The following is a 22,268-nucleotide window of genomic DNA, read 5'->3' as shown; positions in this document are numbered from 1 at the left end:
TCGGCTCCGAGCGGGCGTTTGTGCTGTTCAGAGCGATTGTCAGTGGGGTGGTCCATCGTTGGTGGCAGATCCGAACCGGCCGAGCTGGAGGGGGCCTCAGCCATGTCAGCCAACCTTGCGTCCACGCCATCGAAGACCGCCGCACCGCACGAGAGCACGACGGCCCTGCGGCCGCACGCCGAGGACGCGTTCGCGGCCGAACTCGCCGCGCTGGCCGCGCAGGACGACCGGCCGCGCCCGGCCCGCTGGAAACTGTCGCCGTGGGCGGTGGCCATGTACCTGCTCGGCGGCACCCTGCCGGACGGCACGGTGATCTCGCCGAAGTACGTGGGCCCGCGCCGGATCGTCGAGGTCGCCGTCACCACGCTCGCCACCGACCGCGCCCTGCTGCTGCTCGGGGTGCCCGGCACCGCCAAGACATGGGTGTCGGAGCATCTGGCCGCCGCCGTCAGCGGCGACTCGACCCTGCTGGTCCAGGGCACCGCCGGCACCCCCGAGGAGGCCATCCGCTACGGCTGGAACTACGCGCGGCTGCTCGCCCACGGCCCCAGCCGCGACGCCCTCGTACCCAGCCCCGTCATGCGGGCCATGGCCGAGGGCATGACCGCCCGGGTCGAGGAGCTGACCCGGATCCCGGCCGATGTGCAGGACACGCTGATCACCATCCTCTCCGAGAAGACCCTGCCCATTCCGGAGCTGGGCGAGGAGGTCCAGGCGGTCCGCGGGTTCAACCTGATCGCCACCGCCAACGACCGCGACCGCGGGGTCAACGACCTCTCCAGCGCGCTGCGCCGCCGCTTCAACACCGTCGTGCTGCCGCTGCCGGAGAGCGCCGAGGCCGAGGTGGACATCGTCAGCCGCCGCGTCGAACAGCTCGGCCGCTCCCTCGACCTGCCGGCCGCGCCCGACGGGACGGCGGAGATCCGCCGGGTCGTGACCGTCTTCCGCGAACTGCGCGACGGCCTGACCGACGACGGCCGTACGAAGGTGAAATCGCCCAGCGGCACCCTGTCCACGGCCGAGGCGATCTCCGTCGTCACGGGCGGCCTCGCGCTCGCCGCCCACTTCGGTGACGGCGTGCTGCGCCCGGCCGATGTCGCGGCCGGCATCCTCGGCGCCGTCGTCCGCGATCCGGCGGCCGACCGGGTCGTCTGGCAGGAGTACCTGGAGACGGTCGTGCGCGAGCGCGAGGGCTGGACGGACTTCTACCGCGCCTGCCGGGAGGTGAGCGCATGACCGCCGCCGGTCCGCTTCTGCTCGGGGTGCGGCACCACGGGCCCGGCTCCGCCCGCGCGGTGCGCGCCGCGCTGGACGCCGCCCGGCCCGCCGCCGTCCTGATCGAGGGGCCGCCCGAGGCCGACGCGCTGATCCCGCTGGCCGCCGACCCCGGCCTGCGGCCGCCGGTCGCCCTGCTCGCCCACGCCGTGGACGAGCCGGGCCGCTCCGCGTTCTGGCCGTTCGCCGCCTTCAGCCCGGAGTGGGTAGCCGTGCGCTGGGCGCTGCAGCAGGGCGTCCCGGCCCGCTTCATCGACCTGCCGGCCGCCCACACCCTCGCCTGGGACGCCGAACTCCCTTCGGCGGAAGGGGAGTCCGAGACCACCGAGGGCGAGCAGGTCCGTGTGGACCCGCTCGCCGCGCTCGCCGGGGCCGCCGGGTACGACGACCCCGAGCGCTGGTGGGAGGACGCCGTGGAACACCGGGGGGCGGGGGAGCGCGACCCCTTCGCCCCGTTCGAGGCGCTGGCCGAGGCCATGGGCGCGCTGCGCGAGCGGTACGGCGCGGGCGGGCGCCCCCGTGACCTGGTGCGCGAGGCGCAGATGCGGCTCCGGCTGCGCGCCGCGCGCAAGGAGTTCGGGGACGCGGTTGCCGTGGTGTGCGGGGCCTGGCACGTGCCCGCGCTGCGGGAGCGGACGACGGTCACCGCCGACCGGGCCCTGCTGAAGGGGCTGCCCAAGGTCAAGACCGAGCTGACCTGGGTGCCCTGGACGCACCGCAGGCTGGCCCGGTCGAGCGGCTACGGCGCGGGCATCGACTCGCCCGGCTGGTACGGCCATCTCTTCCACGCCCCCGACCGGCCGGTGGAGCGGTGGCTGACCAAGGTGGCCGGGCTGCTGCGGGAGGAGGACCGGATCGTGTCCTCCGCGCATGTCATCGAGGCCGTACGGCTCGCCGACACCCTCGCCGCCATGCGCGGACGCCCGCTGCCCGGCCTGGGCGAGACCACCGACGCGGTGCGCGCGGTGCTGTGCGACGGCTCGGACGTGCCGCTCGCGCTGGTGCACGACCGGCTGGTGGTCGGGGACGTTCTCGGGGAGGTGCCGGAGTCCGCTCCCGCGGTGCCGTTGCAGCGCGACCTGGTGCGGCAGCAGCGTTCGCTGCGGCTCAAGCCGGAGGCGCTGGAGCGCGAGCTGGAGCTGGATCTGCGGGGGGACACGGACGCGGGCCGCAGCAGACTGCTGCACCGGCTGCGGCTGCTGGGGATCGGCTGGGGGGAGCCGGGCCCCTCACGGGGGAGCACGGGCACGTTCCGGGAGACCTGGCGGCTGCGCTGGGAGCCGGAGCTGTCGGTGCGGGTCGCGGAGGCGGGGGTGTGGGGGACGACCGTGGCCGCGGCGGCGCGGGCCAGGGCGGAGGCGGACGCGGGGGACGCGGGGACCCTCGCCGATGTCACGGCGCTCGCCGAGCGGTGCCTGCTCGCCGGACTGCCCGACGCCCTGCCCGCGGTCATGCGGGCGCTCGCCGACCGCGCGGCCCTGGACACGGACGTCGGCCACCTCGCCCAGGCCCTGCCCGCCCTGGTCCGCTCCCTGCGCTACGGCGACGTCCGCGGCACCGACACCCACGCCCTGTCCGAGGTCGCCGCCGCCCTCGCCGAACGAATCTTCGTGGGCCTGCCCCCGGCCTGCACCGCCCTCGACAGCGACGCGGCGGAGCAGATGCGGGGGCATGTGGACGCCGTGCACATGGCGGTGGGGCTGCTGGGCGAGGCACGGGGGAGCGCGGCCGGTGCGGATCCCGGGGCGCTGAGTGGCGCGGGCGGGGCTGCCGGGGGCACCGATGCGGATGGCGCGGGCTCGGAGGGCGTAGGTGGGTCGGGTGGCGCGGGTCCGGAAGGCATGAGCGGGCCGGATGGTGTGCGTGGGCCGGATGGCGCGGGCTCGGAAGCCGAGGGCGGGCCGGGTGGCGCGGACTGGCTGGATGGCGGGGGCTCGGACGGCGCCGAGGGGACCGATTCGGGGGCGGCGGCCGGCGTGGGCGCCGCTGCCGACATGGGTACGGCACCCAGCGCGACCGTCGACACCGGCGAGAGCGCCGCGGCCACCCTGGCCCCGGGCGCCGGTGGAGACGTGGCATCGCCCCCGGCGGTCGACGCCGATCCGAGTGCGGCGGCCGTCCCGCCCTCGCACGCCGGTGGGGGCGCCGCGGCCGCGTCGGTACCTGGCGCCGGCGGGAGCCCGGTTTCGGCCCCGGCCCCAGCGGTCGATGGCGGCACGGTGTCGCCCCCGGCCCCAGCCGCCGATGACAGCGCGGCATCGCCCCCGGACCCCGGCGCCGGTGCGAGCGTGACGACGGCCCCGGCCCTCGGCATCGGCGGAAGGGTGCCCTCCGTCCCCGAGGGCCCGGACCCCGGCATCGGCGAAGGCGTGCCCCCCGTTCCCGAGGGTCCGGACCGTGGCCGGAGCCTTCTGGGGCTGCGGCAGCGTTGGCGGGTCGTGTTGCGGGGGCTCGCGGGGCGGGACACCGTTGCCGGGGTGGTCCGGGGGCGGGCGGTGCGGTTGTTGATGGACGAGGGGGAGCTGGGGGCCGGTGAGGCGGCGCGGCTGATGGGGGTCGCGTTGTCGCGGGGGACCCCGCCCGTGGAGGCCGCCGCCTGGATCGAGGGGTTCGTCGGCGGCGGAGGCGGCATGCTGCTGGTGCACGACGAGCGGCTGCTCGGCCTGGTGGACACCTGGCTGACCGGAGTGCCGGCGGAGGCGTTCACGGACGTACTGCCGCTGCTGCGGCGCACCTTCGCGGCGTACGACCCGGGGGTGCGCAGAACCCTCGGCGAACTGGTGCGGCGCGGATCGGGGGGCCGGGGCGGTCCGGTGGTCCGGGGACTCACCGCACCGGGCTTCGCCGCCGAGCCGGATGCCGAGCGCGCCACTGCCGTACTTCCCGTGCTGCGGCTGCTGCTCGGGACCGCGACCGAGGAAAAGAACCTCACGGGGGTGGGCGCATGACGACCGGGACGGCACCGACGGAGCGGCTGCGGCGCTGGCGCCTCGTGCTCGGCGGTGAGCAGGCGGACGGCACCGGCTGCGCGTTGTCCGGGCGGGACGCGGGCATGGACGGGGCGCTGGCCGCGCTCTACGGCAAGGGGGACAGACCGCAGCCGGGCCGGGAGCGCACCGCCGGGCTCGGCGCCTCGGCGCCGTCCGTGGCCCGCTGGCTCGGGGACATCCGCACGTACTTCCCGTCCTCCGTCGTCCAGATCATGCAGCGCGACGCCATCGACCGGCTCGGACTCTCCGCCCTGCTCCTGGAGCCGGAGATGCTGGAGGCGGTGGAGGCCGATGTGCACCTGGTCGGCACGCTGCTCTCGCTCAACAAGGCGATGCCGGAGACCACGAAGGAGACGGCGCGGGCGGTCGTGCGCAAGGTGGTGGACGACCTGGAGAAGCGGCTCGCGACCCGCACCCGGGCCACCCTGACCGGCGCCCTGGACCGCAGCGCGCGCGTCACCCGGCCGCGCCACCACGACATCGACTGGAACCGCACCATCGCGGCCAACCTCAAGCACTACCTGCCCGAGCACCGCACGGTCGTACCGGAGCGGCTCATCGGCTACGGCCGTGCCGCGCGGTCGGTGCAGAAGGAGGTGATCCTCTGCATCGACCAGTCCGGCTCGATGGCGGCGTCCGTGGTCTACGCCTCCGTCTTCGGCGCGGTCCTCGCCTCCATGCGGTCGATCAGCACCCGCCTGGTCGTCTTCGACACGGCGGTGGTCGACCTCACCGACCAGCTGGACGACCCGGTGGACGTCCTCTTCGGCACCCAGCTCGGCGGCGGCACGGACATCAACCGCGCGCTCGCCCACTGCCAGGCGCACCTCACCCGGCCCGCCGAGACCGTCGTCGTGCTGATCAGCGACCTCTACGAGGGCGGTATCCGCGACGAGATGCTCAAGCGGGTGGCCGCCATGAAGGCGTCCGGGGTGCAGTTCGTGACACTGCTCGCGCTGTCGGACGAAGGTGCGCCGGCTTATGACCGGGAGCACGCGGCCGCGCTCGCCGCCCTCGGCGCCCCGGCCTTCGCCTGCACCCCCGACCTGTTCCCGGAGGTGATGGCGGCGGCCCTGGAGAAGCGGCCGCTGCCGATACCGGAGACGGCGTAACGCGGCGGAGAAACCGGGAACCCGTGGGGCGTACGAGGCGTCGGAGGGGGCATCGGGTAGCTGGCACATCCGCTCGTCGCCCGGCCACCTCGCTCCGCGGGGCGGCTGCACCCGGTCGGCCGAATGCCGTCGGACCGACCGTACGGAGCCCCGCGGGTGGGGCGGGTGGTCCCCATTGGGGTGGGGATCAACCGTTCCGGCCCCGGCGCCATCGGGGCCGTCGGGGGCCTCACCGGGTCAACCCCAGCCCGGTGAGGTCTCGTACCCGCCGGTAGGGTGAGGATGGTGCGGCACGGCGTGCCAGAGAACCCGGCATCATGTGACAGGTATCACCGCTCACGTGTGACCCTCGATTTAGGGACCCCCCGCAAGCGGCGATAACCTGCGAGACGGACATGCCGCGCGCTCGGACACCGTGTGCGCCCCCCTAGTGACAAGCGGACGTCACGTTGCCCTTCGCGGCACGCCCACGCATCCAACGAACCGCGAGATCACTGATAGGGACGGAAGCGCGTGGACCTGTTCGAGTACCAGGCGAGGGACCTCTTCGCCAAGCACGATGTACCGGTGCTGGCCGGTGAAGTCATCGACACGCCTGAGGCGGCGCGCGAGATCACCGAGCGTCTGGGCGGCAAGTCCGTCGTCAAGGCGCAGGTGAAGGTCGGTGGTCGTGGCAAGGCCGGCGGCGTCAAGCTGGCCGCCTCCGCGGACGAGGCCGTCGCGCGTGCGACGGACATCCTCGGCATGGACATCAAGGGCCACACGGTCCACAAGGTGATGATCGCCGAGACCGCCCCGGAGATCGTCGAGGAGTACTACGTCTCCTTCCTCCTCGACCGTGCGAACCGCACCTTCCTCTCCATCGCCTCCGTCGAGGGCGGCATGGAGATCGAGGAGGTGGCGGCCACCCGCCCCGAGGCCGTCGCCAAGACGCCGATCGACGCGATCGACGGCGTGACCCCCGAGAAGGCCCGCGAGATCGTCGCGGCCGCCAAGTTCCCGGCCGAGGTCGCCGACCAGGTCGCCAACGTCCTGGTCAAGCTGTGGGACACCTTCATCAAGGAGGACGCCCTCCTGGTCGAGGTCAACCCGCTGGCCAAGGTCGCCTCGGGTGAGGTCATCGCCCTGGACGGCAAGGTCTCCCTGGACGACAACGCCGAGTTCCGTCACCCGGACTTCGAGGCGCTGCACGACAAGGCCGCGGCCAACCCGCTGGAGGCCGCCGCCAAGGAGAAGAACCTCAACTACGTCAAGCTCGACGGTGAGGTCGGCATCATCGGCAACGGCGCGGGTCTCGTCATGAGCACCCTGGACGTCGTCGCGTACGCCGGTGAGAACCACGGTGGCGTGAAGCCCGCCAACTTCCTGGACATCGGTGGCGGCGCCTCCGCCCAGGTGATGGCGAACGGCCTGGAGATCATCCTGGGCGACCCGGACGTCAAGTCCGTCTTCGTGAACGTCTTCGGTGGCATCACCGCCTGCGACGAGGTCGCCAACGGCATCGTGCAGGCCCTGAAGCTTCTGGAGGACCGCGGCGAGAAGGTCGAGAAGCCGCTCGTCGTCCGTCTCGACGGCAACAACGCCGAGCTGGGCCGGAAGATCCTCACGGACGCCAACCACCCGCTGGTGCAGCGCGTCGACACCATGGACGGCGCGGCCGCCAAGGCCGCCGAGCTGGCCGCCGCCAAGTAAGCACGAGGACGAGGACACCGACACACCATGGCTATCTGGCTCAACAAGGACAGCAAGGTCATCGTCCAGGGCATGACCGGCGCCACCGGCATGAAGCACACCAAGCTCATGCTCGGTGACGGCACGAACGTCGTGGGCGGCGTGAACCCGCGCAAGGCGGGTCAGACCGTGGACTTCGACGGCACCGAGGTACCCGTCTTCGGCACCGTCAAGGAGGCCATCGAGAAGACCGGCGCCAACGTCTCCGTCATCTTCGTGCCCGAGAAGTTCACGAAGGACGCCGTCGTCGAGGCCATCGACGCAGAGATCGAGCTGGCCGTCGTGATCACCGAGGGCATCGCCGTGCACGACTCGGCGTCGTTCTGGGCGTACGCCGGCAAGAAGGGCAACAAGACCCGGATCATCGGCCCGAACTGCCCCGGCATCATCACCCCGGGTCAGTCGAACGTCGGCATCATCCCGGGCGACATCACCAAGCCGGGCCGCATCGGCCTGGTCTCGAAGTCCGGCACGCTGACGTACCAGATGATGTACGAGCTGCGTGACATCGGCTTCTCGACCGCCGTCGGCATCGGTGGCGACCCGATCATCGGCACCACGCACATCGACGCGCTCGCGGCGTTCCAGGAGGACCCCGAGACCGAGCTCATCGTGATGATCGGTGAGATCGGTGGTGACGCCGAGGAGCGTGCCGCCGCGTTCATCAAGGAGAACGTGACGAAGCCGGTCGTCGGCTACGTCGCGGGCTTCACCGCGCCGGAGGGCAAGACCATGGGTCACGCCGGTGCGATCGTCTCCGGTTCCTCCGGTACCGCGCAGGCGAAGAAGGAGGCCCTGGAGGCCGCGGGCGTCAAGGTCGGCAAGACCCCGACCGAGACGGCCAAGCTCGCCCGCGAGATCCTGGGCGCGTGATCAATTCGGCAGAGCTGGGCTTTTCGACGAGCTGAGCTTCTGACCTGAACGCCGGTAGGCCTGTCCCGTTCCCCGGGGCGGGCCTACCGGCGTTTTCGCTCACCGCGCGGTGGGTTCCGCAGGTCAACGAGGCGTCGGTTCGATCCGTTCGCTGCCCGACGACGCCTCCCCGTGGAGCTTCGTCCGCAGGGCCAGTTCGTCCCGGGACAGGGGGCCCATCGGGACCGCGCGGGGGACGCCCTGGACGGCCTGGGCGGGGGCGATCGGGGGTTCGTAGTGGGTCGGCGCCGTGCGCAGGGTGAGCGTCGTCGCGCCGATGATCGTCACCGTGAAGGCGATCGCGGCCCGGGTCCAGAAGACGTTGCGGCGCTCGCCGAGGGTGCGGACCGTCGGGGGGCGGGACGCGCGCAGGCGTTCGCGGGAGGACAGTTCCGTCAGCCGGCGGTGCAGCAGCGCGGTGTCCGCCAGCTCCGGGACCCGCGCGGCCATCGCCTCCCGCGCGTGCGTCAGCCGGTTCGCCGCCGCCGGTGTGCTCGCCTCCGTCTCCGCCGCCGTCTCCGGGAGATCGAGGCCGACCCCGTCGTAGAGCACGAGCGTGCGCCGGTACGACGGCGGCAGCTTGAGCAGCGCGCCCAGCAGATCCCGGTCAGCCGGGTCGGCGGGCGGCGGCTCCGGGTGCCGGTAGCAGGGGCGGAACCGGTGCCAGGGCGAGAGCGCGCAGTCGTACGCCACCGCCCTGACCCACCCGGCGGGCTCCCGGTCCTGGGCCACCTCGGGCCAGCGCTGCCAGGCCAGCTGGAAGGCGCGCTCCACCGCCTCCCGGGCCAGTTCGCGGCGCCCGCACAGCAGATAGGTCTGGCGTACGAGGGCCGGGGCGCAGAAGGCGTAGAGCGCGTCGAAGGCCTGAGCGGGCGTCAGCGGCTCGGGCTTTCCCGGTACCGGCTTCGCGGACGGTTCGTCAGGGCCCCCCGGCGGGGCGAACGCGCCGAGGAACTCGGTGTACGCCCGTCCCTCGGCCCCGGCCGGCGCCCGGCGCCCCGACTCCCACGCGCGCACCGTGGTGCGGGCCACGCCGAGGCGTCTGGCCAGCTGAGCCCGGGTCAGGGAGCGGGACTGGCGCAGGCGTCGGCGTTCCTTCGGCGGTGGCAACGGGCTTGGGGAGATCTGCGTGCTCACCGTGCACCCTTTCGTACGATAAGTGACATAAACATATATTGAGCGACACTACGGTGCTTCACCTGTTACGCCGGGAAAGCGCGTGTCGTTGGGACCATGGCCGGGTGACCCAGATGACCGCGCGCCGACCCTCGCTCACCCCTCTGACCACCCGGCTGCGCGACCGCTCGCCCGGCCTGTCCGCGAGCCTGCTGAACGGCGTGGTCGCGGCCGGACTCGGCCTCGGCGCGCTCACCGTGCTGGTCCTCGGCCTGTGGATCAGCTCGCCGTACCCCGACAGCGGGCCGGGCGGCGCGCTGCACATCGCCGCCGCGCTGTGGCTGCTGGCGCACGGCGTCGAACTGGTCCGCACCGACACCCTCTCGGGCGCGCCCCTCCCGGTGGGCGTCACCCCGTTGCTGCTGCTCGCGCTGCCCGCCTGGCTGCTGTACCGGGCGGGCCGGTACGCCACGGACGCCTCCGGCGAACCCGACGGTCCGCCCCCGGTACCCGCGCGCACGGCCTGGCTCGGTGTGGTCCTCGGCTACCTCGCCGTCGGCACCGCCGCCGCGTTGTACTGCTCCGGCGGTGAACTGCGGCCGTCCTGGGGCTGGTTCACGGTGTCCCTGCCCCTGGTCGCGGCGGCCGGTGCGGGGGCCGGGGTCTGGTCGGCGCACGGCTGCCCGCCCGAGCCGCTGCTCATCGTGCTGAAGGCGGTGCCGGGGCCGGTGCGGCGGCTGGTGTTCGGCGCGGACGCGCGGGCCCGGGTGGACACGGCCGTACGGGCCGCCGGGGCGTCGACCGCGGTGCTGGTCGGCGGCGGGGCGCTGCTCGTCGCCGCCTCGACGGTGTGGCACGGGGACGTGGCACGGGCGTCGTTCCTCCAGCTGACGGAGGGGTGGACGGGACGGTTCGCGGTGCTGCTGCTCGGCATGGCGCTGGTCCCCAACGCCTCCGTGTGGGCCGCGTCCTACGCCCTCGGCCCCGGCTTCGTCCTCGGTGCCGGGCACCCGGTGCACCCGCTCGCCTCCGACCCGGCCCCGCTGCTGCCGCCGTTCCCGCTGCTCGCGGCGGTCCCGGACGCGGGCCCCGGCACCCGGCTGAACTGGGCGGCCGCGCTGGTGCCGGTGGCGGCCGGGATGGTGGCGGGGTGGTTCGTGGCCCGCGCGGCGGTACGGCGCCGGGGGCACCGGGAGCCGCCCCGGGTGCGCTGGTCGGCGGCCCGTACCACCGGCGTGACCCTGCTGACGGCCGTGGTCTGCACCCTGCTGCTGGCCCTGCTCGCCACCCTCTCCGGCGGCCCGCTGGGCGTCGGCGCGCTCTCCCGCTTCGGCCCCCTGTGGTGGCAGACCGGCCCGGCGGCGGGCGCCTGGACCGCGCTGCTCGGCCTGCCGACGGCCCTGGTCGTACGGGCCTGGCGGCTGCGGGGCGCGGGGGCCCCGAGGGCGGCGGCGGATTCAGCGAATCCGACGGGCGGGCAGAAGCCCAAGGACCCTGGGAAACCGACGGATTCCGGGAAGCTGAAGGACTTCTGGAAACCGAAGGACTCCGCAAGAACGAAGGACTCCGCAAGGGCGAAGGACGCGGCGAAGGCCGACGGCAAGACCAAGCGCACCGAGGACCAGGCCAAGCGCGCGGACGGCCTCCTCGACGAGGACGCCTACGACATCCTCCCGGCCGAGCCTCCGGCGGAACTCCGTATCGAACTCCCTGCCGAGGCTCCCGCCACGGAAACCGGCAAAGTCACGGAAACCAGCAAAGCCACGGAATCCCCCGAGAGTCCCGGAACCCCCTGACCTCGCCCCCGTGCTACTCGTTCGCCGACCCGAGCACGCCCCTCAACTGCTCCGGCAGCAGCGTCTGGCACGACTGCTTCGCCTCGTGCGTGAGCGCGTCGTCCACGCAGGTGAAGTAGTCGCGGTAGACGAACTGGACCGTGAACGTGGACGCGACCAGCACCAGGGCCAGGGACGCCGTGACCAGGCCGCCGACGGCCGCAGTCGTCTGGGGGCGGCCGGGGGCCGGGGCCGGCTTGTCCGGGTCGGCGGCGCGGGGCTCGGCGCGCAGGGCGCTGATGCCCCAGTACAGCGCCAGCGCGCCCAGCAGCAGCGACACGTACGGCCAGCTGAAGAGCGCGAAGAAGATGGCCCACATCCCGGACAGCAGCGCGTAGCGCGCCCGCCGCTGGACCGGGTCCGTGGGGTCCCAGCGGCGGCCCGCGCCGGGGCCGCCCTGACCGCCGCCCTGCCCGCCGGGCCCCTGGGGACCCGCGCCGGGCCGCTCACCGAAGCCGCCGGGGGAGCGGCCGGGCTGGCGGTCGCTCCACTGGCTGCCCCACGAGCCGCCGCCCTGACCGCCCTGGCCACCACCGGGACCGGAAGGACCGGAGGGGCCGGACGCACCGCCCGGGTGCCGCGGCTGCCACGGCCGGTCCGGGGTGCCCGCCGGCGGCGGTGCGAACGGATTGTCCTGCTGCCGTCCGCCTCCGTCACCGCGGCCGTCCCGCCCGGGGTCGCCGTTCTGCCCCTCGCCGGAGCTTCCGGAGCCGCCGGAGCCGCCCCGCGGGGCGTCGGGCGGCGTCGAAGGCCGCTCGCGCAGCAGCACTCCGTCGCGCTCCCCTCCCTGGGCCGGTGCTGGCGGGAACGTGAGGAGTCGCAGGCTGCGGACGGGCATCAAAAGAGCGTCTTCCCCTAGATCAACACGGCTGGTCGTCGTGAGCTTCCACCCCGTCAACGCGCCGCACGACGACCGCGTTCCCGGGGCTGCTCCTGTCGATTCCCTGCGAACGCTACCTCCCGGCCACGCACCCGTCCCGTGGGGGCCGTCCGCGGTGCCGGTATCGTTGCTGGCGGTCGGCCGCTTCGTAGACTTCCCCGTATCCCGGGGCGCGAAGCATTCGTACGAATGTACAAACCGCCGACGGTACAGACCGTTTCTTGAGAAAGGGCCCCACCGTGGCCGCCAACCCCGTGGCCAAGCGCCTCGTCGTGCTGGTCTCCGGATCCGGCACCAACCTCCAGGCGCTCCTTGACGAGATCGAGAGCGCCGGAGCCGAGGCGTACGGCGCGCGGATCGTCGCCGTCGGGGCCGACCGCGACGGCATCGAGGGGCTCGCCCGCGCCGAGCGCGCCGGGCTGCCGACCTTCGTGTGCCGGGTGAAGGACCACGCGGGCCGCGAGGAGTGGGACGCCGCCCTCGCCGCGGCGGTCGCGGCGTACGAGCCCGACCTGGTGATCTCCGCAGGGTTCATGAAGATCGTGGGCAAGGAGTTCCTCGCCCGCTTCGGCGGGCGGTTCGTCAACACCCACCCGGCCCTGCTGCCCAGTTTTCCCGGCGCCCACGGGGTCCGCGACGCGCTCGCGTACGGCGCCCGGGTCACCGGCTGCACCGTCCACTTCGTCGACGACGGCGTCGACACCGGTCCGATCATCGCGCAGGGCGTGGTGGAGATCCGGGACGAGGACGACGAGAGCGCGCTGCACGAGCGCATCAAGGAAGTCGAGCGAAGGCTGCTCGTCGAGGTCGTGGGGCGGCTCGCCCGCAACGGCTATCGCATTGAGGGACGAAAGGTAGTTATCCAGTGACCGCCGAGAGCAACAAGCGGCCCCTTCGCAGGGCGCTCGTCAGCGTCTACGACAAGACCGGCCTGGAAGAGCTGGCGCGCGGGCTGCACGAGGCCGGTGTCGAGCTGGTGTCGACCGGTTCCACTGCCTCCCGTATCGCCGCCGCCGGGGTCCCGGTCACCAAGGTCGAGGAGCTGACCGGCTTCCCCGAGTGCCTGGACGGCCGGGTCAAGACCCTGCACCCGAAGGTGCACGCGGGCATCCTCGCCGACCTGCGCCTGGACAGCCACCGCGCGCAGCTCGACGAGCTGGGCGTGGCGCCGTTCGACCTGGTCGTGGTGAACCTCTACCCGTTCCGCGAGACCGTCGCCTCCGGCGCCTCGGCCGACGAGTGCGTGGAGCAGATCGACATCGGCGGCCCCTCGATGGTCCGCGCCGCCGCCAAGAACCACCCCTCGGTCGCCGTGGTCACCAGCCCCGACCGGTACGCGGACGTCCTCGCGGCCGTCAAGGACGGCGGCTTCGACCTGGCCGCCCGCAAGCGGCTGGCCGCCGAGGCGTTCAAGCACACCGCTGCCTACGACGTGGCCGTCGCCTCCTGGTTCGCCGCCGACTACGCTCCCGCGGACGACTCGGCCTTCCCGGACTTCACCGGCGCCACCTACGAGCGCAAGAACACCCTGCGCTACGGCGAGAACCCGCACCAGGGCGCCGCGCTGTACATCGACGGCACCGGCGGCCTGGCCGAGGCGGAGCAGCTGCACGGCAAGGAGATGTCGTACAACAACTACACGGACACGGACGCCGCGCGCCGTGCCGCGTACGACCACGCCGAGCCCTGCGTCGCGATCATCAAGCACGCCAACCCCTGCGGCATCGCGGTCGGCGCGGACGTGGCCGAGGCGCACCGCAAGGCGCACGCCTGCGACCCGCTGTCCGCGTTCGGCGGTGTCATCGCCGTGAACCGGCCGGTCAGCAAGGAGATGGCCGAGCAGGTCGCGGAGATCTTCACCGAGGTCATCGTCGCCCCGGACTACGAGGAGGGGGCCCTGGAGGCCCTCACCAAGAAGAAGAACATCCGCGTGCTGAAGGCCCAGGGCGGCCCCGCGAACGCGGTCGAGGCCAAGCCGGTCGACGGCGGTCTGCTGCTCCAGGTCGCCGACCGGCTCCAGGCCGAGGGCGACGACCCCGCCAACTGGACGCTCGCCAGCGGCGAGGCGCTGTCCGCCGAGGAGCTGAAGGACCTCGCGTTCGCCTGGAAGGCGTGCCGCGCGGTGAAGTCCAACGCGATCCTGCTCGCCAAGGACGGCGCCTCGGTCGGCGTCGGCATGGGCCAGGTCAACCGCGTCGACTCCTGCAAGCTCGCGGTCGAGCGGGCCGGTGAGGAGCGCGCCCGGGGTTCCTACGCGGCCTCCGACGCCTTCTTCCCCTTCCCCGACGGCCCCCAGATCCTGATCGACGCCGGTGTCCGCGCCATCGTCCAGCCCGGCGGCTCCGTCCGTGACGAGCTGGCCGTCGAGGCGGCCCAGAAGGCGGGCGTGACCATGTACTTCACGGGCACGCGCCACTTCTTCCACTGAGCCGCGTCTGAGCGACCTCTGAGCCGCGTCCGAGCCGCGTCGCACCGAGCGGGCACGCGTACGGCGGCCTCCGGCCCTCCCCCGAGGGGGCCGGAGGCCGCCGCGCCGTATGCCGGGTCAGCAGGGACGCAGGGAGAAGATCGGGTTCCAGGTGGCGGTGCCGGCCTGGTACGCGGTCGAGGTCCAGCGGACGCTGCCGTCCTGGTTGAAGAACCGGGCGACCGTGCCGGGCGTCTGGTTGTTGGTGAACGGGCCGTCACCGGTCCAGTTGTTCACCGTCCAGGTCTGGCACTTGTAGAAGTCGAACTTGGTGCCCTTGACGACCATGCAGAGATGGCCGTACGCGCAGGCCAGGTCCTGGGCGGCGAGCTTGCCCCGCGGGGCCTTCGTGAGGGTGAGGCCGTCGTAGCGGACCTGGTCCCCCGTCACCTTCAGCGCGGCCGGGTGGCCCGGCAGCACCTGGTCGGCGGTGCGCTCGATGGCGGTGACCCGGGTGCCGTCCGGGGCGGCGGTGGCCGCGGCCGTGGAGCCGGCGAGCAGGGCGGTAGCCGCGACGAGCAGCGCGGCGGGCTTGGCGATATTCACTGTTCCCCCATGTGAACGAGCGAGGTGGTCGCTCCGCCGTGGCGGAGTGGTTCCACCGTCCCAGCCGGGCCCCGGGGCCGGTACCTCGGACGTCTCAGGGTGTGTACCGCGCGAGCCCGCGGGCGACCTTCGCGCAGTACGCGCGGTACGCCGCCGGGATCCCGCCCGCGGCGTCGACCTTCTTGTACGACGTCCGGTACGCGGCCGCGTCCAGCAGCCGCCGGTCACCGGGCAGGTCCGCCCTCACGTGGGCGTCGATGAAGCACAGATACCGGCCCATCGCCGGGATGGACACCGCTGGGGTCAGCGGGGGCGTGGGGGTCGCCGAGGCGGGGATGCCGTCGTCCCGCATCCACCAGCGCAGCACGGCCGGGGTCCAGCGGGCGATGCCGTACTCCTGGGCGCCCGGGTCGGCGAGGTCCGCGTCGAAACCGCTCTCGGCCTCCAGCATGGCCGCGATCAGCGCCGGGCTGACGTCCGGGCGGGGACAGCGGTGGGCGGCGTCCACGATCAGCCGCCGGTAGCGCACCGGAACGCCCCGGTCGGTGCGCAGCTCGGCGGCGCCGTAGCGGGCCAGGGCCTTGCCGTCGTCGCCGGAGTGCCGGTGGTCGAGGCCGTACCCGAGGAGGGCGGCGAGGGCGGCGGCCGCGAGGGCCAGGACGGTCGTACGGCGACGGCGGCGGCCGGGGCGCGCGAGGCGGGGCAGCCGGGGCGCGCGGCCGGTGCCCGCGGCGGCCGTGACCCGGCGCAGCAGCGCCCCGGTGCCGATCCGGTCGGCGTGCGTACGGGCCAGGCAGTCCCGCACGATCTCCCGCCAGGCGTCCGGGAGTTCGGCCGACAGGCGCAGGTCCTCGGTGCCGCGCGCATAGGCGACGGCGGCGTCCCGGCGGGCCGAGGGGGTGCCGCCGGGCAGCGGGAAGGAGCCGGTGAGCAGGAGGTGGGCGAGCACGCCGAAGGCCCAGATGTCGGCCGACGGGCGGATCGGGCGGCCGCGTTCGCCGATCTCCGCCCACAGCAGCTCGGGCGGGGTGTAGTCGGGGGTGGAGAAGGCGGGCGTATAGCCGTGGGTGCCCTCCAGCTCGGCGGCCATGTTGAAGTCGGCGAGCCGCGCCGAACCGTCCGCCATCAGCAGCACGTTGGCCGGTTTGAGGTCGCCGTGCACCCAGCCCGCCCGGTGCAACTGGCCGAGCCCTTCGGCGATTTGGACCAGCAGGGCGGGCCCGGCGGCCGGCCGGGGCGCGGCGGCGAGCAGCGCGGACAGGGAGCCCCCCGCGCGTTCCAGTACGAGGACGGTGGCGCCGTCGAGTCCGGGGCACCCGGGGTCGTCGACGACGAGGGTCTCGTACATCCGGATCAGGCGTGGCTGCCGCAGCCGCCGTAACAACGCGACCTCGCGCTCGACCAGTTCGCGCAGATGGGCGAGTTGGCGGGGGGTGCCGGTGCCGGTGGGCAGGAACTTCAGGGCGGCGGTTCGGGGGAGCCGGTCGCCCGGCCCGCCGGTGCGCCGGGCGGCGTACACGCTCCCGAAGGCGCCGGTCGCGAGCGGTTCGCGGACCTCCCAGTCGCCGACCCGGTAACCCCTGGGCACCGGGACGGCGTACGGCTCGGTCACCGGGCGGTCCGGCGCGCGGACCCGGGCCCGCCGCCGGTCCCCGATCCGGTGCCGGACAGCACGATCAGATCGTCCTCGCGCACCAGGTCGAAGCGGAGCGCCAGCGAGACCAGGGACTCCTTCTTGCCGTTCAGCCGCGGGCCCGGATCCGCCGTGTCCGGGCCGGGTTTGAGCCGCAGCTTCACCGCGAGGTAGTCGATGTTCCACTGCACCGAGGTGCGCGAGGCGGCCGGCCAGCAGGGCGCCAGCCGGGCCACGACCTGGTCGACGGTGGGCGGCGGGGCGTGCGGATCACCGCGCAGCCGGGGCTCGCACAGAGCGGCCAGCACGGCGAAGTAGCGCTTGGTGCGATCGACGGAGAAGGCCGGGGCGGTGGTGTCGCCGTCGGTTCCGCAGCCGTCGCGCAGATAGTCGTGGCGGGGCGCCCACACCTCGACGGCGAGCAGATCGCCGCCCGCGGGCAGCACGATCCGGGAGAACTCGAAGGGCACCGGCGCGTCGAGTCTGCCCGGCCCGACCTTGATGTGCTCGCCCGCGCCCTCCGGGTTCTCCACGACGTACGTCTGGTGCGCGGACAGATTGCTCAGCGTCCAGAAGGCGCCCTGGGCGCCGAGTTCACCGGCCCGGCGCGAGACCCCCTCGTGCGGGATCGGCAGATCGTTCCCGGGCGCCCGCCCGAAGCGGAGGCGCTCGCCGGGGGCGAGGCGGATCTGACCGTGCTGCTGCCGGTCCTCCGTGGTCGGCGGAGGTACGACGATGATGCTGTACAAGGTGCGTCTCCCCGTGCCTGACGGCTGCTCCCAGAGTAGGGCGACGCAGCGGGGCCGTGTCTCCCCTTCAAGGGTGAGACACGGCCCCGGATGCCGAATGGCGCGAAGTGGTCCTTGTCGCGCGGGCGGCTCAGTAATGCGGTCGGCTCAGTAGCGCGGGCGGCCGAACCAGGCCTTGCCGTCGGCACCGCCGACGAAGCAGGCGATCAGGATGCCCAGCACGATGTGGAAGATGCCCACGACGACGAGGAACGGGTAGACGCCGAGCACCGCGGTCAGGATGCCGAACACCAGCGTGGTGACCCGCAGGTTGTTGCCGCCGGAGGAGAACTTCGTGGCCAGCACGACCGCCCACACCAGCCAGGCGAGCGCGAGCACCACGAAGGCCCAGAGCACGCCCACCGGGTAGTCGGCGAGGCCCGGCACGGAGTCGTCGTTCTTGGCCTTGTTGATGGCCACGGCGGAGAAGATGAAGAGGCCCACGCCGATGACCTGGAGGGCGACGATCACCCACAGCATCACACGGGCCGCGTTGACCTTGCCCGGCATGGTGGTCATCGGGGCGGCGCCGTAGGACTGCTGGACCGGCGGCGCGGCCGGGTAGCCGTACCCGGGCTGCTGCGGCTGTCCCTGGGGAGCGCCGTAGGGGTTGTTCGGGTCGCCGTAGCTCATGGTTGGTGTTCCTCCGTTGTTCGAACGAGTGCGGGGACGAGGCGCGGCACTGCACGGAGGAGAGTTTCTACAGATGCGGTCCGTCCCCCCGATGAGCTGCCCGCTGCACTGTGCTGTTCATGGTTCTTGACCGGATACTGACTTGTCCAGCCGTAATCCCCGGGTGTTGTGCAAGTGCAACATCAGTGATCACCCGGACATGTGCCCGGACGCTGGTCGGGACCCGGACTCGGACCCGGATCCGGCCCCGGATTGGAACCCTGGGGCGGTCATCCTGGAGGATGGGGGTATGACCGCCCAGATTCTCGATGGCAAGGCCACCGCAGCCGCGATCAAGTCCGATCTGACCGCCCGCGTGGCGGCGCTGAAGGAGAAGGGCATCACGCCCGGCCTCGGCACGATCCTGGTCGGGGACGACCCCGGCAGCCGCAAGTACGTCGCGGGCAAGCACCGCGACTGCGCCGAGGTGGGCCTCGCCTCGATCCAGCGGGAGCTGCCGGCCACGGCAGGCCAGGAGGAGATCGAGGCGGTCGTCCGCGAGCTGAACGAGGACCCGGCCTGCACCGGCTACATCGTCCAGCTGCCGCTGCCCAAGGGCATCGACGAGAACCGCATCCTGGAGCTGATGGACCCGGCCAAGGACGCGGACGGCCTGCACCCGATGAACCTCGGGCGCCTGGTCCTCAACGAGCCCGCGCCGCTGCCCTGCACCCCCAACGGCATCCTCACCCTGCTGCGCCGCTACGGCGTGGAGATCAAGGGCGCCGAGGTCGTGGTCGTCGGCCGGGGCGTCACCATCGGCCGCCCGATGCCGCTGCTGCTCACCCGCCGCAGCGAGAACGCCACCGTGACCCAGTGCCACACCGGCACCCGCGATCTGTCCGCCCACCTCAAGCGGGCCGACATCGTGATCGCGGCGGCCGGCTCCCCGCACCTGATCCGCGCCGAGGACATCAAGCCGGGCGCGGCCGTCCTGGACGTGGGCGTCTCCCGCAACGCCGAGGGCAAGATCGTCGGCGATGTCCACCCGGACGTGACCGGGGTGGCCGGCTTCATCTCCCCCAACCCCGGCGGTGTCGGCCCGATGACCCGGGCCCAGCTGCTGGTCAACGTGGTCGAGGCGGCGGAGCGCAGTGCCGGCTGAGGACACGCGGGACGGCGAGGAGACCGTCCGCGACGCGATCAGCGCCCCCGACGCCGAGGGGCGCCCGCGGCGGGTCACCCGCCGCTTCCCGTTGTTCACACGGGACACCGCACGGCCGGAGGGCGGTGGCCGGGCCGCGTCCGGCGGCGCGCCCGCGCCCGCCCGGCAGTGGCCCCTGCTGGTGGTGCTCGGCACGGTCGCGCTCGGCCTGCTGCTGACCGCGTTCGACGCGTTCCGGGTCGGCACCCTGCTGATCGGCGCCGCGCTGCTGGCCGGCGCGGTGCTGCGCTGGATGCTGCCCGGCGTCGGCATGCTCGCGGTCCGCTCCCGCTTCACCGACATCAGCACCTACGGCGTCCTCGGCCTGGCGATCGTTCTGCTGGCCCTGATGGCCCAGCCGCATCCCCTGCTGGAGATCCCGTTCCTGAGCAACACGCTGCATTTCACGATGACCAAATAGGGCCGGTGGTACGGCGGTTCGTCCCCACCCCCGATGAGGGACGAACCGCCGCCCGACACACCCTGGCGTCTGGCCGAGGGCCTGATCAACGGCTGTCTTCGCGCTGTGGCACGGAAGTGACCGTTCCGCTGAACGGTGACCGTCCGGTACGAAATTGGGGATGAGGGGGGAGACGATGTCTCGTTGGCAGACCCTGCCGAACGAACTCGACCCGGAGATCAAGGAGTTCGTCAGCCAGCTGCGGTGGCTCGTGGACCTCGGCGGGCTCGGCGGCGCGGCCCTGGCCGACCGCACGGGCTACGGCAGGGCGTCCTGGGAGAGCTACCTCGCGGGCCGGCTGCTCGCCCCCAAGGGCGCGGCCGTCGCACTGGCCGAGGCGGCGGGGACCAGTCCGGTGCCGATCGTCACGATGTGGGAGCTGGCCGAACGGGCCTGGAGCCGGGCGGAGTTGGGGCACGAGCACGCGGCGCCGGGGCGCCGTACCGGGAGCGGGACCGAGGGCGGGGCGCCCGGCGTTCCGAGGATCCCCGCGCAGCCGACGGCCGCGGCGGCGGAGCGGCGCGCGGACGAAGAGCGCCCGGGCACCGGGGGTACGGCGGCGGACTCCTCCGGCGGCAACTCCTGGGGGCTGGCCGGGTATCAGGGGCCCTCGCGGGCGAGCGGGCGGCCGGGGGCGTGGCCGGAGCCGGTGCGGATCCCCGATGAGCCGGAGCCGCAGAGCCCCGGGAGCCTTCAGGGGCCCGAGACCCTCAAGGGTCCTCAGGGTTCCGCTGCCGTACGGCCCCCCGCGCCCGCTACCGCCGCTACCGCAGCCATTGCCGCCCCCGCCTCCCCGCCCGCTCCCGACGCCCAGCCCGGGTACCGGCAGCCGGTGCTGATGTTCCTCGGCGGGTTCGTCACGGTGCTGCTGATCATCCTCGGCGTCTTCCACTTCACCGGGGGCCCCGGCGGCGGCAGGCACGAGGCCGCGGCCGGGAAGCCGACCCGGAGCGCGAGTCCGAGGGTGAGCCTGCCGCCCGGGGTGGAGTGCTTTGGCGCGGACTGCGTGGGCAAGGACGCCGAGTCGATGGGGTGCAGCGGCGACCAGGTGACCACCGCCCAGACCGTCACCCTCGGCTCCACCATCCTGGAGGTCCGCTACAGCGAGGTCTGCGGCACCGCGTGGGGCCGTATCACCGGTGCGGTGCCCGGCGACAAGGTCCAGGTCACCGGGGCGCGGGGCAAGGTCCGCGAGTCCGGGGAGGCGACCGAGGCGGGCGACACCATCGCCTACACCCCGATGATCGCCGTGCGGGATCCGGCCCAGGCGACGGCGTGCGCCACCCTCGCGTCGGGCCGTACGGGGTGCACGCGGTGACACCGAACGAATGAATTCGGGATCGGCAGGCATGCCCGCGCGGATCCTGGGCACGCGAACGGATACCCCCCACGGGAGACCGGTGCGCCGGTACCCCCACCGGCGGCCGTTTCCGTCCACCCTCTCCGGACGGACGGCCGCCGTTTTCATCCCCCCGCGATCTTCTGTGGGGTGGGCCACAGGGCCCCGCACGTCTCGCATGCCGGATGCGCGATAGCCTGACCGCTGGATCTCTCTTGATGCCAAGAGATCGATCATCCGCCCGGGGCAGGGACGCCCCACCGCCAGCTGTCATACGGAGAACGCCATGACCCGCACTCCCGTGAACGTCACCGTCACCGGCGCGGCCGGCCAGATCGGTTACGCCCTGCTCTTCCGCATCGCCTCCGGCCAGCTGCTCGGCGCGGACGTGCCGGTCCGCCTGCGCCTCCTGGAGATCACCCCGGCGCTCAAGGCCGCCGAGGGTACGGCCATGGAGCTGGACGACTGCGCCTTCCCGCTGCTCCAGGGCATCGACATCTCCGACGACCCGAACGTCGCCTTCGACGGTGCCAACGTGGCCCTGCTGGTCGGCGCCCGCCCGCGTACCAAGGGCATGGAGCGCGGTGACCTGCTGGAGGCCAACGGCGGCATCTTCAAGCCGCAGGGCAAGGCCATCAACGACCACGCCGCGGACGACATCAAGGTCCTGGTCGTCGGCAACCCGGCCAACACGAACGCGCTGATCGCGCAGGCGGCGGCGCCGGACGTACCGGCCGAGCGGTTCACCGCGATGACCCGTCTGGACCACAACCGGGCGCTGACGCAGCTGGCGAAGAAGACGGGCTCGACCGTCGCCGACATCAAGCGGCTGACGATCTGGGGCAACCACTCCGCCACGCAGTACCCGGACATCTTCCACGCGACGGTCGGCGGCAAGAACGCGGCGGAGGTCGTGGCCGACGAGAAGTGGCTGGCCGAGGACTTCATCCCGACCGTCGCCAAGCGCGGTGCGGCGATCATCGAGGCGCGTGGCGCGTCGTCGGCGGCGTCCGCCGCGAACGCCGCGATCGACCACGTGCACACCTGGGTCAACGGCACGGCCGAGGGCAACTGGACGTCCATGGGCATCCCGTCCGACGGTTCGTACGGTGTGCCGGAGGGCCTGATCTCCTCCTTCCCCGTCACCACCAAGGACGGCACGTACGAGATCGTGCAGGGCCTGGAGATCAACGAGTTCTCCCGCGCCCGTATCGACGCGTCCGTCCAGGAGCTCTCGGAGGAGCGCGAGGCGGTTCGCGCGCTCGGCCTGATCTGACGGTAGTTCTTGGCGACGGCCCCGCTCCGATTCCCTCGGAGCGGGGCCGTCGCATGTGCGGGTGCGTCGTGGCTCGTCGCGCAGTTTCCCCG

Annotated in this window: 18 protein-coding genes; 12 read left to right on the top strand and 6 right to left on the bottom strand. The window is 73.2% G+C overall.

What is annotated here, in order from left to right; genetic code table 11:
- Positions 1–102 precede the first annotated feature (102 nt).
- The 5 genes from AB0N90_RS20100 to sucD all read left to right on the top strand — a co-directional run bounded on the left by AB0N90_RS20100 (position 103) and on the right by sucD (position 7,981).
- The gene (locus tag AB0N90_RS20100) at positions 103–1,236 is read left to right on the top strand and encodes an AAA family ATPase (RefSeq protein WP_361676455.1); all 1,134 of its coding nucleotides are present in this window, start codon (positions 103–105) and stop codon (positions 1,234–1,236) included.
- On the top strand, positions 1,233–4,223 hold the full coding sequence (locus tag AB0N90_RS20095) for a DUF5682 family protein (protein WP_365198361.1): 2,991 nt from the start codon (positions 1,233–1,235) through the stop codon (positions 4,221–4,223). Before AB0N90_RS20100 ends, AB0N90_RS20095 begins: the two co-directional genes overlap by 4 nt.
- On the top strand, positions 4,220–5,377 hold the full coding sequence (locus AB0N90_RS20090; protein ID WP_361676449.1) for a VWA domain-containing protein: 1,158 nt from the start codon (positions 4,220–4,222) through the stop codon (positions 5,375–5,377). The genes AB0N90_RS20095 and AB0N90_RS20090 overlap by 4 nt, the downstream gene beginning before the upstream one ends.
- 513 nt (positions 5,378–5,890) lie before the next feature.
- A complete protein-coding gene (gene sucC / locus AB0N90_RS20085; RefSeq protein WP_086811745.1) occupies positions 5,891–7,069 on the top strand; it encodes an ADP-forming succinate--CoA ligase subunit beta in 1,179 nt (392 codons plus the stop codon).
- Positions 7,070–7,096: 27 nt separating this feature from the next.
- A complete protein-coding gene (gene sucD, locus AB0N90_RS20080) occupies positions 7,097–7,981 on the top strand; it encodes a succinate--CoA ligase subunit alpha (protein ID WP_037655968.1) in 885 nt (294 codons plus the stop codon).
- Between the two features lie 123 nt (positions 7,982–8,104).
- Here sucD and AB0N90_RS20075 read toward each other — a convergent pair whose 3' ends face one another.
- On the bottom strand, positions 8,105–9,157 hold the full coding sequence (locus tag AB0N90_RS20075) for a sigma factor-like helix-turn-helix DNA-binding protein (protein ID WP_365198358.1): 1,053 nt from the start codon (positions 9,155–9,157) through the stop codon (positions 8,105–8,107).
- A 113-nt stretch (positions 9,158–9,270) separates the two neighbouring features.
- Here AB0N90_RS20075 and AB0N90_RS20070 point away from each other — a divergent pair, with 113 nt between their 5' ends.
- Complete coding sequence (locus tag AB0N90_RS20070) at positions 9,271–10,932, top strand: DUF6350 family protein (RefSeq protein WP_365198598.1); 1,662 nt, start codon at positions 9,271–9,273, stop codon at positions 10,930–10,932.
- 13 nt (positions 10,933–10,945) lie between these two features.
- Here AB0N90_RS20070 and AB0N90_RS20065 read toward each other — a convergent pair whose 3' ends face one another.
- Positions 10,946–11,809 carry a hypothetical protein gene (locus tag AB0N90_RS20065; RefSeq protein ID WP_365198355.1) on the bottom strand — a complete coding sequence of 288 codons (864 nt, stop codon included), beginning with the start codon at positions 11,807–11,809 and terminating at the stop codon, positions 10,946–10,948.
- A gap of 281 nt (positions 11,810–12,090) precedes the next feature.
- Here AB0N90_RS20065 and purN point away from each other — a divergent pair, with 281 nt between their 5' ends.
- A complete protein-coding gene (gene purN, locus AB0N90_RS20060) occupies positions 12,091–12,720 on the top strand; it encodes a phosphoribosylglycinamide formyltransferase (RefSeq protein WP_365198352.1) in 630 nt (209 codons plus the stop codon).
- Entirely contained in the window at positions 12,717–14,279 is a 1,563-nt protein-coding gene (gene purH, locus AB0N90_RS20055; RefSeq protein WP_365198349.1) for a bifunctional phosphoribosylaminoimidazolecarboxamide formyltransferase/IMP cyclohydrolase, read from the top strand. The genes purN and purH overlap by 4 nt, the downstream gene beginning before the upstream one ends.
- Before the next feature lie 117 nt (positions 14,280–14,396).
- Here the strand turns inward: purH and AB0N90_RS20050 are convergent, their stop codons facing one another.
- The 4 genes from AB0N90_RS20050 to AB0N90_RS20035 all read right to left on the bottom strand — a co-directional run bounded on the left by AB0N90_RS20050 (position 14,397) and on the right by AB0N90_RS20035 (position 17,918).
- A complete protein-coding gene (locus AB0N90_RS20050; protein WP_365198346.1) occupies positions 14,397–14,864 on the bottom strand; it encodes a hypothetical protein in 468 nt (155 codons plus the stop codon).
- A 94-nt stretch (positions 14,865–14,958) separates the two neighbouring features.
- A complete protein-coding gene (locus tag AB0N90_RS20045; protein ID WP_365198344.1) occupies positions 14,959–16,476 on the bottom strand; it encodes a protein kinase in 1,518 nt (505 codons plus the stop codon).
- Positions 16,473–17,246, bottom strand: a complete 774-nt coding sequence (locus AB0N90_RS20040) for an FHA domain-containing protein (protein WP_365198341.1) — start codon at positions 17,244–17,246, stop codon at positions 16,473–16,475. Before AB0N90_RS20040 ends, AB0N90_RS20045 begins: the two co-directional genes overlap by 4 nt.
- Before the next feature lie 147 nt (positions 17,247–17,393).
- A complete protein-coding gene (locus AB0N90_RS20035; RefSeq protein WP_361676425.1) occupies positions 17,394–17,918 on the bottom strand; it encodes a hypothetical protein in 525 nt (174 codons plus the stop codon).
- 289 nt (positions 17,919–18,207) lie between these two features.
- On the opposite strand from AB0N90_RS20035, the gene AB0N90_RS20030 reads away from it, so the two are divergent.
- From AB0N90_RS20030 to AB0N90_RS20015, 4 genes are all read left to right on the top strand, one after another.
- Positions 18,208–19,062: a bifunctional methylenetetrahydrofolate dehydrogenase/methenyltetrahydrofolate cyclohydrolase gene (locus tag AB0N90_RS20030; RefSeq protein ID WP_365198339.1), complete on the top strand. Its 855-nt coding sequence runs from the start codon at positions 18,208–18,210 to the stop codon at positions 19,060–19,062.
- A complete protein-coding gene (locus AB0N90_RS20025; protein ID WP_037655987.1) occupies positions 19,052–19,522 on the top strand; it encodes a DUF3017 domain-containing protein in 471 nt (156 codons plus the stop codon). Before AB0N90_RS20030 ends, AB0N90_RS20025 begins: the two co-directional genes overlap by 11 nt.
- A gap of 175 nt (positions 19,523–19,697) precedes the next feature.
- The gene (locus tag AB0N90_RS20020) at positions 19,698–20,879 is read left to right on the top strand and encodes a DUF2690 domain-containing protein (RefSeq protein ID WP_365198336.1); all 1,182 of its coding nucleotides are present in this window, start codon (positions 19,698–19,700) and stop codon (positions 20,877–20,879) included.
- Positions 20,880–21,186: 307 nt separating this feature from the next.
- On the top strand, positions 21,187–22,176 hold the full coding sequence (locus tag AB0N90_RS20015; RefSeq protein ID WP_361676416.1) for a malate dehydrogenase: 990 nt from the start codon (positions 21,187–21,189) through the stop codon (positions 22,174–22,176).
- Positions 22,177–22,268: the final 92 nt, after the last annotated feature.

This window comes from Streptomyces sp. NPDC093018 (assembly GCF_040684035.1).
Lineage (GTDB): Bacteria > Actinomycetota > Actinomycetes > Streptomycetales > Streptomycetaceae > Streptomyces > Streptomyces murinus.
Note: the sequence above shows the minus strand (reverse complement) of the source record. Positions and strands in the feature narration are given on the sequence as shown.